Genomic DNA, 12499 nt, shown 5'->3' on the forward strand with positions numbered 1-12499 from the left:
TGTCAAGGCTTTATCAAGAGTGGAGATTTTCATTACCGGACGGGTGCCAGGGCAATAAAATGCGCACGGCGAGGCCGCCGGTTTCCGGCAATGACGCGCTAATCTCACCCCCATGAGCCTCACAAATCGCCCGGGCGATGGACAAACCGAGGCCGCTGCCGCCGGAATGCCGGGCGCGGGACTGCTCCTCGCGGCTAAAGCGTTTAAACATTTCCGGTAAGAACTGGGGCGACACGCCCGGCCCGTCATCGGTAAATTCGAGGATGTAATGACCGCTGGCGTAACGCAGCGCCACCTCGAGGTGGCCGCCCTCGCGCCCGTAACGTAGCGCATTTTCCATGAGGATGGTAACGACCTGTCCAAGACGGAACGCATCGCCTCTGAAGGGGCTGGTGCGCGGGTTGCGAAGCGTTATCCGAAAATGATGCGCGTCAGCCTCGGGCATGATCCAGGCAGCCCGCTCCTGAATCAGCTCATCCAGACAGAACGGCTGGTCCTCCAGCACGAGGTTACCCGCGTCGGCCAACGAGAGAAGGTGAAGCTCATCGGTGAGGCGGTTGAGGTGCTGGAGCTGTTTCATCACCATGCCGAGCTGCGCCGGGCTGGCATCAAACACGCCGTCTAACATGCCCTGCAGACGCCCGATGGCGGCCGTCAGGGGCGAGCGCAGCTCGTGCGCCATCGCGACGTGCGAGGCGCGGAGCTCTTTTTCATAGCGGGCGAGCTGTCCCGTCATGGAGTTAAAGTCGGTCGCAAAGCTGACCATTTCAGCCGGCGCATCCTCGATCAGTTCCGCCTGACGGCCAAACTGCCCGTCGGCGACATCCTTTGCCGCATCGCGAAGGCGGCTGAACTGCAGCGCCAGCGGCCGGGCGTGTTTGAGCCCCATCACCACAATAAACGGGATCATCACCAGCACCAGAAGGGCCACCGTGGCCCAGTCGGCTGAGGCGATAGACGGCGTGGAATAGCTCAGGCCCCACCAGGTATCCACAATCGAGTGGAAGCGGGCCGGATTGGCCTGCGGGTTCTGGCTGAGCGCCAGAAACTCCTGGCGGACCGCCGCTGGCATTTTGCCCATTATCCAGTAGTTCTGCACCGCATAGCGCAGCCACATGCAGGTGGCAATGACGATCACGCTGCCGATAGCCAGCGCTAAGATGCGCGCGCAGATCCAGCGCCACAGAGAGGAGTGCTGATTTTTAATCATGGCTGTCTGAACCTGTAACCCACGCCGCGAACGTTGATCAACACGCCGGAGATCCCCGCCGCTTCGAGTTTTTTACGCAGGTTATAAATATGGGTGTCCACCACGCGCTCCAGCGCCTCGCTTTCCGGCAAACAGTGCTCCAGTAAATACTGGCGGGAGAACGGGTGCGCCGGAGAACGCAGCAGCGTTGCCAGAAGCGAGAATTCCGTTGGCGTAAGATCGAGCATCACGGGCGCGTCGCCGCCGTTATCCACGCTCGCCACAATGGCGGCCACGTTCACCTCCAGCGTTTGCCAGCGAAGGATCGCCTCGTCCGTCTCTTTTTTACTGCTGCGCCGCAGCACCGCCTGCACCCGAGCCACCACTTCGCCCGGATGATAAGGCTTCACAACGTAATCATCGGCACCGTACCGCAGGGCACCAATGCGGTCGGGGGTATCCCCCATGGCCGTGACCATGATCACCGGCACATCGCTTTTACGACGCAGGCCAGCCAGCACCTCGGTGCCGTTAAGCCCCGGCAGCATCACGTCCAGCAGTATGAGGTCGGGCTTCCACCGCTGCGCCATATCCAGCCCGGAATGACCGTCTCCGGTAATGGTCACGTCGTAATTTTCCCGCCGTAAATAGGCCTCGAGCACGCCAGCCGCATCGGCGTCATCTTCAATAATCAGCACTCTTCTGGACAACATCCGTTCACCTTGACCATTTCTTAACACTATCCCGACGATTCATTGATTCAGCCAAATCATACTGCGCCAACGTTGTGTGGCCGCCCCCGTATCAGGAGGTGCCAGCGTCCGTATGGAGAGCAGTATGATAGCGATAAAAAAAGTCCTGTATATGTCCGTCCCGCTTCTGATGGCCGTGAGTTCCGGCGTGCAGGCGGATGATGGCACCGCGTCCGATTCCCTCACCGTGGGGCTTGGGGGGCAGTATGCCCCGCGTTACTCAGGCTCAGACAAGCAGGTGTGGCAGGTGGTTCCGGTGCTGCAGGGACGCAAAGGCGCTTTCTTTATTGATGCGCAAAAAGGGGTGGGATATGACCTGCAAAACGACAGCGGCTGGTATTTCGAACACACGCTGGGCTACGACTTCGGAAGGGCTGATAAAAATTCTGGCTGGCGTGAGGGCGCAAACAATTTGAAAGGGATGGGGGACATTGATGCCACTCTGAATACCGGACTTGCCGTCGGCTGGCAGGCCGCGCCATGGCTGAGTATGGAAGGCAAAGCGACGCTGCCGTTAACGGACAGCCAGGGGGCAAGCTATCAGGCCTCCGTGACGCTGATCCCCGTGCAAAATAACCAGGATACGGTTGCCTTTCAGTCTGCGGCCCTGTTTGGCGACAGCCGTTATCTGAATACCTGGTATGGGGTCAGCGAGCAGCAGAGCCGCCGCACCGGATATCGCCCCTATGCTGCGCCGGGTGGATTCTATGGCGTCGACACCAGCCTGACCTGGAGCCATCAGTTCGATGCTCACTGGGGGACGGTGCTGAGTGCGGACTATACCTGGCTTGGCGATCGTGCGAATAACAGCCCGATCGTAATGCGGCGTAATGAAGGGTCTGCAACCGCCGCTATCACCTGGACATTTTAAATTCGCGGAGCGCGATGTGGGCGAGGGGATTATTTCTTCTTATCCATCATCGCTTTTAAATCGGCAAACGGGTTAAACGTGGCGACGCCTACGTCTTTTTGCGCGTCTTCCCCGGCCACCACGGTGGTGCCGTACTGATCCGCTTCGGTGTATTTCGAATGCTCGTGGTCGTGGCAAAACAGGCACAACAGCTCCCAGTTGCTGCCATCTTCCGGGTTGTTGGTATGGTCGTGATCGATATGGTGAACCGTCAATTCACGCAGATTGGAATAGACGAACTCCCGCGAGCAGCGTCCGCAGACCCAGGGATAGATTTTTAATGCTTTCTCGCGATAGCCGCTTTCCAGCCGCGCGTAGTTTTTAGGGATCAAAGCCATTGCCGGTTTTACCTGTGATAAAAATAGTGTGCCAATATAGCCCATCGGGTGCCGTAAAGGTAAACGCCATTGCACCGTTAGAGTGAAAATGCGCCTTCAAGCGTAATCACACATTTTCCCCCTACGCGAACCACCGCCTTTCCTGACGAGGCATCGTATCCCGCGAACAGCACGCTTGCTCGTCCCATATCAACGCCCTGACTGACGTTAAGGTTAAGCGTCGTTTTATTGCGGTGCAACGCCAGCAGCGCCGTTGTAGCGGCGGTCGCGCTGCCTGTTGCCGGATCTTCTGTCATGCGGGGAGTAAACATGCGGGCCTGTACATCGTGAGGTTCATCGGAGTCCGTATCCAGGGTATAGGCATAGAGGGAAACCGCGCCATCCAGCGGTAACGTTGCGCGAAAACCCTGTAAATTCGGCACGCACCGACGAAGCGCCTCGCGAGAAGCCAGCTCGGCTATCAGGAAGGGCAGACCTACCGACGCGACAACAGGCATATGTACCTCGGTACGGATATCTTCTGCGTTCAGGGATAAGCAGGCAGCCACGCTTTCCGGGCTAACTTCAGAGCGGCAGGAGAGTGCCTCAGGCACCAGGAGTTCTGCGCCAGTCACGGTATCGTTGTCACGCAGCAGACGTACTGGCACCAGACCGGCTATTTCCTCGAAGTGCAGCGTTTCAGGCAGGGGCTGATGATTCATCGCGGCGTGATGGGCCAGCACGTAAGCAGTTCCAACATTCGGGTGCCCGGCGAAGGGGATCTCGCGCGAGGGCGTAAAAATTCGCACGCGGGCCGTACTGGAGGGATTGTCTGGCGGCAGAACGAACGTGGTTTCGCTGTAGCCAAATTCAACGGCGACCTGCTGCATTTGTGCTTTGCTCATACCCTCCGCATCGAGTACGACGGCGACAGGGTTACCCTGAAACGGGGTGTCAGTGAAAACATCCGCAACAACATAGCGTCTCTTCATTTTCTGTCCGGTGTAAAAATCCTGACATAGAGTAGTAACGTTAAATCAAACCGATAACCAGCCGTTTTTTACCTGACGGACCTGAAAAAAATTCAATCAATTTATTTGAATCATTCCGTTAAATAAACGCCGTTTATTCTCACCCGGTAATGCGTAAAGTAGGTACAACGCAAAGCATTCTCAGGACACATCGTTATGAAAAAGATCGGGTTTTTATCCTTTGGTCACTGGACGCCTTCTCCGCAGTCCGGCACGCGCTCGGCGGCAGACACGCTGCTGCAGTCCATCGATTTAGCCGTGGCGGCTGAAGAGCTGGGGGCAGACGGCGCGTATTTCCGCGTGCACCACTTTGCCCGACAGCTTAGCTCGCCGTTCCCTCTGCTGGCGGCAATAGGCGCAAAAACGAAAACCATCGAAATCGGGACCGGCGTGATTGACATGCGCTATGAAAATCCGATGTACATGGCCGAGGATGCGGGCGCGGCGGATCTCATTTCCGGCGGTCGTTTGCAGCTTGGCATCAGCCGCGGCTCGCCGGAGCAGGTCATTGATGGCTGGCGTCATTTCGGCTATGTCCCGCAGGAAGGGGAAGACGAATCGGATATGGCGCGCCGTCATACCGAGGTGCTGCTTGAGGTGCTGCGCGGTGAAGGGTTTGCAAAACCCAATCCACAGCCTATGTTCCCGAATCCGCCGGGGCTGCTGCGCCTGGAGCCGTATTCTGAAGGGCTGCGCGAGCGTATCTGGTGGGGCGCCGGTTCAAATGCGACGGCCGTATGGGCCGCAAAGCTGGGAATGAACCTGCAAAGCTCAACCCTGAAGGACGATGAAACCGGTGAGCCGTTCCATATTCAGCAGGCAAAACAGATCCGCGCGTACCGTCAGGCCTGGAAAGAGGCAGGGCACACGCGCGAGCCGCGGGTGTCGGTCAGCCGCAGCATTTTTGCGCTGATGGACGACCGCGACCGGATGTATTTCGGTGCCAGCCGCAACGACAGCGATAGCGTGGGCTACCTTGATGAGAAAACGCGCGCCATCTTCGGACGCAGCTATGCGGCGGAGCCGGACAAGCTGATCGAACAGCTGAAAAAGGACGACGCGATTGCCGAAGCCGATACGTTATTACTGACCGTGCCGAACCAGCTCGGTGTGGATTACAATGCGCACGTGATTGAGTCTATTCTCAAACACGTCGCACCGGCAATGGGCTGGCGCGAGTAGTCGTTCCGCTATCAGCCGTGAGATCGTAATGGAAAATCTGGCCCTCTGGTATCGCCGTTTTGGTGAGCCAGAAACCGTTCTGCAACCTGAAACCGCGCCGCTGGGGGCGCTTGCGCCGGGTCATCTTCGCGTGCGAATGCTGTTTTCTCCGGTGAACTCGTCCGATCTCATTCCCATCACCGGCGCCTACCGCCACCGAACTCCGCTACCGGCGGTCGCGGGGTATGAAGGTGTCGGCATTGTCACCGACGCGCCCGCGTCGTTTGCGCATCTGCTGGGTAAACGCGTCCTGCCGCTGCGCGGTCAAGGCACCTGGCAGCGCTATGTTGATTGCCCGGCAGAGTATGCTATCCCCGTTCCGGACGCTGTTGACGCACATCTGGCCGCGCGGGCCTATATTAACCCGCTGGCGGCGCAAATGATGCTTACCCGCTATCCGCCTGAAGGAAAGCGGGTGCTGCTGACGGCTGCCGGGTCGGATTGCGCCATTCTGCTGGGGCAGTGGGCGCGTCAGGCGGGGGCGGAGGCGGTGTACGGAATTCACCGTTCCGCCGTTCACGCTGAACGGCTGGAGGCGATGGGGATCATTCCCGTCGCGCAGCATGACGCCCAGCGGATTGGCACCGTCGCCGCGCGTACCGACGTCGTCTACGATGCCACCGCCGGGCCGCTTGCGGAAGCGATCCTCAGCGCGATGCCCGAGCAGGGCATATTTGTCTGCTACGGGCTGCTCTCCGGGCAAACGTTCAGACAGCAACGGCCAGCGCCGCGCGTGGCGTGGTTCCATATCCGAAACGGTCTGGATGCGCTCAGCGCTGAGGCGTGGCGCACCGAGTTTGACCGCATCTGGCTTAATTTGCCCGCCAGCGGATACAGCGACGTCACGGTGTATCCGCTGGCGGAATGGCGGAGGGCGATCGGTACGTATCGCGAAGGGGGAAGGACCCGCAAGCCCCTCCTGTCGATGGCGGACTGACCGCTATTTATGGCTCATATCGCTCAGCAGCACGGCGATGGTTTGTCCGCCCGCCGTCTGTTCCAGACCAATCTTGACGATAATGGTCAGCGGGACGGAGAGCAGCATCCCAACGGGTCCGAGCAGCCAGCCCCAGAAAATCAGGGACAAAAAGACCACCAGCGTGGAGAGTCCCAGCCCTCGTCCCATCATGCGTGGCTCAAGAATGTTACCGAACACCAGATTAATGACCAGATAGCCGGCCAGCAGGATCAGCGCGTCATAAAGCCCGCTGAAAACCAGCACCTGAAGGATAGGGGGGATCGCCGCCAGCACGGAGCCGATGTTGGGAATATAGTTAAGCGCAAACGCCAGTAACCCCCAGACAAACGCAAAGCGAACGTCCAGCGCCAGAAGCATCGCCCAGACGACACCGCCCGTGACCAGGCTAATCGCCGTTTTCAGCACCAGATAGCGGGAGACGCTGTCCAGCGCGCGTTGAATCGCCCCCATGCCTTCAGCCGGACGGACCATCATCTGCTGCAGCTTTGCCGGCAGCTGCGGCACTTCCAGCAGCATGAACACCACCGTTAAAAACAGCAGGAAAATGGAGGTCATGGCATTGGAAAGCTGCGCCAGCAGGCTGGTGACGATCGTCATGGCCGCGTTGGGGTCGATATATTTCAGGAGCTCCTCAACCGAGACTTCTATACCCGCGCGCTGCAGCCAGGGTTCCAGCTGGAGCAGCGGTATCGCCAGCGAAGAGCGGTACTTGGGCAGCGTTCGCGCCAGCTCATTGAGCGAGGTCCCCAGATACGCCACCAGCAAGACCATCGCCACAATGATGATGCTGATAAGCAGCGTGATTGCCAGCACGCGCGGGATGCGTAGCCGCGTCATGCGCTGTACCAGCGGGTTAAGGATCACCGCAACAAACAGGGCCAGAATAAAGGGCACAATAATGTCGGCGGCAAAACGAACGCCTGTCAGTATGATCACCAGCATGCCCAGCATGATGACAATTTTTAACCCGTTCAGGGTAATAATGGGTTTAGCCATGGTGACTCCGAAATTTTCTTTATATTTATAATAAAGGTGAAAGGCATTGCAATAAACTAACCAAAATCAAACGGGATGGGTAAAGAATTGCAAAGACTTTGAGTAAAATCCTGGCTTATGGTACAAATTTGGTGTGTTTAACTACCGAGGACAATTTTCATCCGCAAAGACGAGAAGCAACAACGCGGATAATTGTAATTTTATGGACAATATGTTCAGGACGTACTCTTCAAACAATACCGCTGTATACTCCACTTCTTTCTGCCTGCTTTCTGGTGAGCAACACTGGCGCACCGCACTATAGTCATTTCTTCTGCCTGAGCTGGCGCAACGCGCTTAGCTGTCTGATTTCAATTCGTATTTTTTGGGTTTGCTGCACGCAGCGGGCCACGATGGATTATATTCTCAAGCAGGAGAAAAACATGTTTTACTGGATCCTATTAGCGCTGGCTATCATCGCTGAAATTACCGGCACGCTGTCTATGAAATGGGCAAGCGTCAGCGATGGCAACACTGGTTTTATTTTGATGCTGGTGATGATTTCGCTTTCCTATATTTTTCTCTCGTTTGCGGTGAAAAAAATTGCGCTGGGCGTCGCGTATGCACTGTGGGAAGGGATCGGTATTTTGTTGATTACGCTGTTCAGCGTGCTGATATTTGACGAAACATTAACAACAATGAAGGTCGCCGGACTAACGACGCTGGTAGCGGGTATTGTGCTGATTAAATCGGGTACCCGTAAACCTGGCAAACAGCAGAAGGAGCAGAACCATGCAACAGTTTGAGTGGGTTCATGCGGCCTGGCTGGGGCTCGCCATCGTGCTGGAAATCCTGGCGAACGTTCTGCTGAAATTCTCGGATGGTTTTCGCCGTAAACTGTACGGCTTGATGTCGATTGCCGCGGTTCTGGGGGCGTTCAGCGCCCTGTCCCAGGCGGTAAAAGGGATCGATCTGTCGGTGGCCTATGCGCTGTGGGGCGGTTTTGGTATCGCCGCCACGCTGGCCGCAGGCTGGGTACTCTTCGGCCAGCGCTTAAACAACAAGGGCTGGATGGGGCTCATCTTGCTGCTTGCCGGCATGATCATGATAAAACTCGCCTGATAACGTTGCGATCCTTAGTTTCAGGCCTCCGCGCTGGCTTACTGTGTAGCCAGCGCTTCCAGCTGGTCGCGGAAACCGGTAACGGACAAGGCGCGGTTGTCGGCGCGCCACCGGTCTTTTGCCGCCGGGGCAGAGCTTTGGACACCAATCAACTGCCAGCCCTTGTCGGTTTTCAGCATCAGCGGTGAACCACTGTCACCCGGCAACGTATCGCACTGATGCGAAAGTACGCTGGTTTGCGCCCAGCCCGTCACAATACAGTCGGTGTGCGTATAAAGCGTATCCAGATGATCGACAGGATAGCCTGACTGCGTCACCTTTCGGTCGGCGGCTTTCAGCGCTGCGGTGAGGGCGGCCTTGTCGCCGTCAAATAACGGCAGCGGCGTAATACCCGAAGGCGGGTAGCGTAAAATGATCAGGCCAAAATCCCACGAGGCGGCTGCCGGTGGCACTATCCAGCCGTCGCCATCCGGCTTCAGGCGTTTGCCGAGAGACGGATCAACCCGCCCCTCAATGCCGTGGATTTCATAGCGCCAGGTCCCTTTTTGCGACACAAACCGCAAGGCAACCGCTTTATCCGGCTTGCCGTTTGGCGGCGTTAACAGGCAGTGGCCTGCCGTCAGGGCAAGCTGTGGGGTGATCAGCGTCGCAGTACATAAGTTACCGCTGGCGGTTTCCAGTTGGCCTATAGCATCCCAGGGCGCCTGGGTGGGATCGGCGACGCGCGTACGATCGTCATGACCGAAAAAAAGCGTCTTTAGCTCTTTCGCGCTAATGGTGTCATCACCGCCATCATCCGCATGTGAGAATCCAGAAAAAAGACCAAACGTTCCCAGTAACAACACAACAGATTTACGCATATCACACTCTGGTGGGGGTAATTATGATTATTAAAAGTGAACCCTATGAAAATACTATAGACGGGACAGCGCTAAAGTGGGAGTAAAATCAGCGTGCTACAATCAGGAAAGATAAAAATGGCTGGCGATGAGCGCGCATAAAATAAGCAGGATCAGAATCAGCTCGAACCGATAGCGTCGCAGCATACGCCCTCCGGAAATAAAAAAACGGCGCGGAACCTGTTCCGGTTCAGCGCCGGTTTACCAACGTGCCCCGAAGGGCACGGTTAAGCTTGTACTCTTACGCAGCTGGCTGTGCAGCTGGTTTAGCAGCTTCGTGTTTTACTGCTTTTTTGTGATGCTTTTTAGCAGCCTGCGCTTTCTGTTCTACAGCTGGTTTGGTTGCTTTTTTGTGGTGCTTTTTAGCAGCCTGCGCTTTCTGTTCTACAGCTGGTTTGGTTGCTTTTTTGTGATGCTTTTTAGCAGCCTGCGCTTTCTGCTCTACAGCTGGTTTAGCGGCTTTTTTGTGGTGCTTTTTGGCAGCCTGAGCTTTCTGCTCGGTTGGTGCTGCGGTTGCTGGTGCAGCGGCTTCTTTTTTCGCTGCAGCTTTGTGATGTTTCTTATGGTGAACCGCTTTTGCTGGCGCAGCGGTGGTGGTTGCAGCAGGCGCGGCAGCCGGTGCAGCAGTTGCGGTAGTGTCAGCAGCAAATGCAGCAGAAGACAGACCCATAGCAGCGGCAACAACCAGAGCTAATACTTTATTCATTCTCATACCCTCGAATTTGGTTTTTCATTTAACCCCACTGCGGGGCCGTTGAAATAACTATATCCCTGTAAATTCGAGGTTTCCGTGAGTGATTGGTATCGGCGTGTAACGGAATGTACAGCGGGGAGAAAAGTGTACGAACAGGCCAAACGCCGCTGCTCGTACGGGCCTCTGTTATTTGTTCAGTGTGGCCAGAATAGCCGCCGGAGACTGACTGCCTATAATCGACCGTGATTCAGGCTCGATCACCACCATTACCGGGGTGATGCTAATGCCCAAACGTTCTGCCAGGGCAGATTGCCGCGCGATCAGATCGGAGCAGGCTGTGGTGGTGTCGTTATCCGGTAAAAATCCCGCCATCGCTTGTTGCAGGCTTTTGACCTTATCGGTTGAACACCAGACGCGTCCCATATCTTCAATTACCGAGTCGCGAATGGCGTTGGGCGCAACGGTCAGAAACGACATTGTCAAACCGGCATCCGTATATTGCTTAACGTTTTTCACTACGTTGCTGCAGTAAATGCACTGATTATCAATAAACACCAGCAGCTTATATTTTTCAGCAGGAGCCTGAAACGCGATGGGCTGGAGGTCTGCAAGAGAGCGGGTAATATCGTTGAACGCGTCTTGCGGGGTATTATCCGTGGCTGCGAAAGTACTTAAACTGGTCGCACACAGAATGGCTAACATCGTTTTCATTATGCCTTTCATCATTCATCCCTTTATTTTTTTAATCCTGACCTGATGGCAGTCTAATTGTGTCGGAAGGACACGCATTCATACACCCGACGCAATCATGACAACATGTGCTAAATCATATTCTTATTGAAAAGGGTGAGAAGAGTGCCGGAGCAGGCTCCGGCAGAGGGATTAAAGATAACGGGAGGTCAGATGTTCGCGGAAGTAACGGATATTCAGATCTTCGCCCGTCGCCTGGGTGATTAATTGCGACGTGCTGAAGCGGCTGCCGTGCTGCCAGATGTTCTGACGCAGCCACTCAAAGAGTGCGGAAAAATCACCTTCGGCGATGGAGGTCTGCAGACCCGGCAGTGCGGTTCTGGCGGCATGGAACAGCTGCGCGGCGTACATGGCGCCAAGCGTGTATGACGGGAAGTAACCAAAACCGCCGTCGGTCCAGTGGATATCCTGCATACAGCCGTTGCGGTAGTTGTCTTTGGTGGATAATCCGAGCCAGGCCTGCATTTTCTCATCCCACAGGGCGGGAATATCGTCTACCTCTATCTCGCCGTTGATCAGCGCGCGCTCAATCTCATAGCGCAGCACCACGTGTGCCGGATAGCTCACTTCGTCCGCATCGACGCGGATATAGCCAGGCTTCACGCGCTGGTTCCAGGCAATAAAGTTCTCTTCGCTAAACGCCGCCTGGCTGCCAAAACGGGCGTGCACCGCGGGGAGGAGATGCCTGAGGAAAGCTTCACTGCGTCCCAGCTGCATTTCAAAGAACAGGCTCTGTGACTCATGGATCGCGGTTGAGCGCGCCAGGGCAATCGGCTGTCCTGCCCACGCGCGCGGCAGGTTTTGTTCGTAGCGGGCGTGTCCGGTTTCGTGGATCACGCCAAACAGCGCGCTGAGCAGCTCATCTTCGTCATAGCGCGTGGTGATGCGCACGTCTTCCGGGACGCCGCCGCAGAACGGGTGCGCGCTCACGTCCAGGCGGCCGCCGTTAAAATCGAAGCCAAGCATCTTCATGGCTTCCAGGCCCAGCTCACGCTGGGTTGCCGTCGGGAAAGGGCCCTGCGGGGGAATAAACGACCGCTGAGCCTGTTTTTCAACCACGTTTGCCAGCAGGTCCGGTAGCCAGGACTTCATATCGCCGAACAGAACGTCCAGACGCGCACTGGTCATGTCGGGCTCAAAAATATCCAGCAGCGCGTCGTACGGCGTACAGCCTTTGGCTTCAGCCCGCAGGCGAGCCTCTTCGCGGCTGAGTTTGACCACCTCTTTCAGGTTAGCGGAGAAACCCTGCCAGTCGTTGGCGGGGCGCTGCGTGCGCCAGGCGTGTTCACACTTGCTGCCTGCCAGGGATTTCGCTTCCACCAGCGATTCCGGCAGCAGGGTCGCCTGCTGATAGTGGCGCGTCATTTCGCGCAGGTTGGCCTGTTCGACGTCATTCAGATCTTCATCTGCCGCCGCCGCTAACAGGTCGCCGACTTTTTTATCTGTCAGGATCTGGTGTTGCAGGACGCTCATCTCCGCCAGCGCCTCGCCGCGCGCGGCGCTGCCGCCTGGCGGCATCATGGTGAACATGTCCCAGCTGGCGATGGAGGAGAGGTGCGAGAAGCGGGAGAGACGCTGGAAGGTTTTGACAAGTGACTGATAGGCTGATGTTTTTTGCAATTCTTATTTCCTCTTGCCAGGGATGTGTTTCAGGGAGCAT

The 12499-nt window shown here is 56.6% G+C and carries 14 protein-coding genes; 5 read left to right on the plus strand and 9 right to left on the minus strand.

The features are described from left to right. Positions 1-13: 13 nt before the first annotated feature. Positions 14-1210, minus strand: coding sequence for an ATP-binding protein (locus tag DFO52_RS00210; protein WP_133548705.1), 1197 nt, complete (start codon positions 1208-1210; stop codon positions 14-16). Further along, positions 1207-1902, minus strand: coding sequence for a response regulator (locus tag DFO52_RS00215; RefSeq protein WP_133548707.1), 696 nt, complete (start codon positions 1900-1902; stop codon positions 1207-1209). The genes DFO52_RS00210 and DFO52_RS00215 overlap by 4 nt, the downstream gene beginning before the upstream one ends. A 124-nt stretch (positions 1903-2026) precedes the next feature. Here DFO52_RS00215 and DFO52_RS00220 point away from each other — a divergent pair, with 124 nt between their 5' ends. Beyond that, positions 2027-2812 carry a MipA/OmpV family protein gene (locus DFO52_RS00220; protein WP_133548709.1) on the plus strand — a complete coding sequence of 262 codons (786 nt, stop codon included), beginning with the start codon at positions 2027-2029 and terminating at the stop codon, positions 2810-2812. A 29-nt stretch (positions 2813-2841) separates the two neighbouring features. On the opposite strand, the gene yajD is transcribed toward DFO52_RS00220, so the two are convergent. After that, the gene (yajD, locus tag DFO52_RS00225; protein WP_003857471.1) at positions 2842-3189 is read right to left on the minus strand and encodes an HNH nuclease YajD; all 348 of its coding nucleotides are present in this window, start codon (positions 3187-3189) and stop codon (positions 2842-2844) included. 77 nt (positions 3190-3266) lie between these two features. Beyond that, positions 3267-4160 (minus strand): PhzF family phenazine biosynthesis protein, encoded by an 894-nt coding sequence (locus DFO52_RS00230; RefSeq protein ID WP_133548711.1) that lies wholly within the window; start codon positions 4158-4160, stop codon positions 3267-3269. 195 nt (positions 4161-4355) lie between these two features. Between DFO52_RS00230 and DFO52_RS00235 the strand changes: the two genes are divergently transcribed. Further along, complete coding sequence (locus DFO52_RS00235) at positions 4356-5381, plus strand: LLM class flavin-dependent oxidoreductase (protein WP_133548713.1); 1026 nt, start codon at positions 4356-4358, stop codon at positions 5379-5381. Positions 5382-5409: 28 nt separating this feature from the next. Beyond that, the gene (locus DFO52_RS00240; protein ID WP_133548715.1) at positions 5410-6357 is read left to right on the plus strand and encodes a zinc-dependent alcohol dehydrogenase family protein; all 948 of its coding nucleotides are present in this window, start codon (positions 5410-5412) and stop codon (positions 6355-6357) included. A gap of 3 nt (positions 6358-6360) precedes the next feature. Here DFO52_RS00240 and DFO52_RS00245 read toward each other — a convergent pair whose 3' ends face one another. Then, the gene (locus DFO52_RS00245; RefSeq protein WP_047647927.1) at positions 6361-7395 is read right to left on the minus strand and encodes an AI-2E family transporter; all 1035 of its coding nucleotides are present in this window, start codon (positions 7393-7395) and stop codon (positions 6361-6363) included. 422 nt (positions 7396-7817) lie between these two features. Between DFO52_RS00245 and mdtJ the strand changes: the two genes are divergently transcribed. Further along, the gene (gene mdtJ, locus DFO52_RS00250) at positions 7818-8180 is read left to right on the plus strand and encodes a multidrug/spermidine efflux SMR transporter subunit MdtJ (protein WP_029739354.1); all 363 of its coding nucleotides are present in this window, start codon (positions 7818-7820) and stop codon (positions 8178-8180) included. Further along, entirely contained in the window at positions 8167-8496 is a 330-nt protein-coding gene (gene mdtI / locus DFO52_RS00255; protein WP_024909144.1) for a multidrug/spermidine efflux SMR transporter subunit MdtI, read from the plus strand. Before mdtJ ends, mdtI begins: the two co-directional genes overlap by 14 nt. A 38-nt stretch (positions 8497-8534) precedes the next feature. Here the strand turns inward: mdtI and DFO52_RS00260 are convergent, their stop codons facing one another. The 4 genes from DFO52_RS00260 to DFO52_RS00275 form a co-directional block, all read right to left on the minus strand. Then, positions 8535-9356, minus strand: a complete 822-nt coding sequence (locus DFO52_RS00260; protein ID WP_047647926.1) for a serine protease — start codon at positions 9354-9356, stop codon at positions 8535-8537. Positions 9357-9636: 280 nt separating this feature from the next. After that, a complete protein-coding gene (gene asr / locus DFO52_RS00265; protein WP_032657610.1) occupies positions 9637-10101 on the minus strand; it encodes an acid resistance repetitive basic protein Asr in 465 nt (154 codons plus the stop codon). Positions 10102-10275: 174 nt separating this feature from the next. Beyond that, positions 10276-10800 (minus strand): thioredoxin fold domain-containing protein, encoded by a 525-nt coding sequence (locus DFO52_RS00270; RefSeq protein ID WP_243737928.1) that lies wholly within the window; start codon positions 10798-10800, stop codon positions 10276-10278. A gap of 171 nt (positions 10801-10971) precedes the next feature. Then, on the minus strand, positions 10972-12459 hold the full coding sequence (locus DFO52_RS00275; RefSeq protein WP_133548719.1) for a carboxypeptidase M32: 1488 nt from the start codon (positions 12457-12459) through the stop codon (positions 10972-10974). Between the last annotated feature and the right edge of the window lie 40 nt (positions 12460-12499).

Origin of the sequence: Enterobacter sp. AG326 (genome assembly GCF_004362415.1) — a bacterium.
In the GTDB taxonomy this organism is placed as follows: domain Bacteria; phylum Pseudomonadota; class Gammaproteobacteria; order Enterobacterales; family Enterobacteriaceae; genus Enterobacter; species Enterobacter asburiae.

Bases quoted from the DNA above. Each gene is read 5' to 3' on its own strand.
- mdtJ (WP_029739354.1), top strand. From the start codon at position 7,818: ATGTTTTACTGGATCCTATTAGCGCTGGCTATCATCGCTGAAATTACC.
- DFO52_RS00215 (WP_133548707.1), bottom strand. From the start codon at position 1,902: ATGTTGTCCAGAAGAGTGCTGATTATTGAAGATGACGCCGATGCGGCT.
- asr (WP_032657610.1), bottom strand. From the start codon at position 10,101: ATGAATAAAGTATTAGCTCTGGTTGTTGCCGCTGCTATGGGTCTGTCT.
- DFO52_RS00270 (WP_243737928.1), bottom strand. From the start codon at position 10,800: ATGAAAACGATGTTAGCCATTCTGTGTGCGACCAGTTTAAGTACTTTC.
- DFO52_RS00230 (WP_133548711.1), bottom strand. From the start codon at position 4,160: ATGAAGAGACGCTATGTTGTTGCGGATGTTTTCACTGACACCCCGTTT.
- DFO52_RS00220 (WP_133548709.1), top strand. From the start codon at position 2,027: ATGATAGCGATAAAAAAAGTCCTGTATATGTCCGTCCCGCTTCTGATG.
- DFO52_RS00260 (WP_047647926.1), bottom strand. From the start codon at position 9,356: ATGCGTAAATCTGTTGTGTTGTTACTGGGAACGTTTGGTCTTTTTTCT.
- DFO52_RS00210 (WP_133548705.1), bottom strand. From the start codon at position 1,210: ATGATTAAAAATCAGCACTCCTCTCTGTGGCGCTGGATCTGCGCGCGC.
- DFO52_RS00240 (WP_133548715.1), top strand. From the start codon at position 5,410: ATGGAAAATCTGGCCCTCTGGTATCGCCGTTTTGGTGAGCCAGAAACC.
- yajD (WP_003857471.1), bottom strand. From the start codon at position 3,189: ATGGCTTTGATCCCTAAAAACTACGCGCGGCTGGAAAGCGGCTATCGC.
- DFO52_RS00235 (WP_133548713.1), top strand. From the start codon at position 4,356: ATGAAAAAGATCGGGTTTTTATCCTTTGGTCACTGGACGCCTTCTCCG.
- mdtI (WP_024909144.1), top strand. From the start codon at position 8,167: ATGCAACAGTTTGAGTGGGTTCATGCGGCCTGGCTGGGGCTCGCCATC.
- DFO52_RS00245 (WP_047647927.1), bottom strand. From the start codon at position 7,395: ATGGCTAAACCCATTATTACCCTGAACGGGTTAAAAATTGTCATCATG.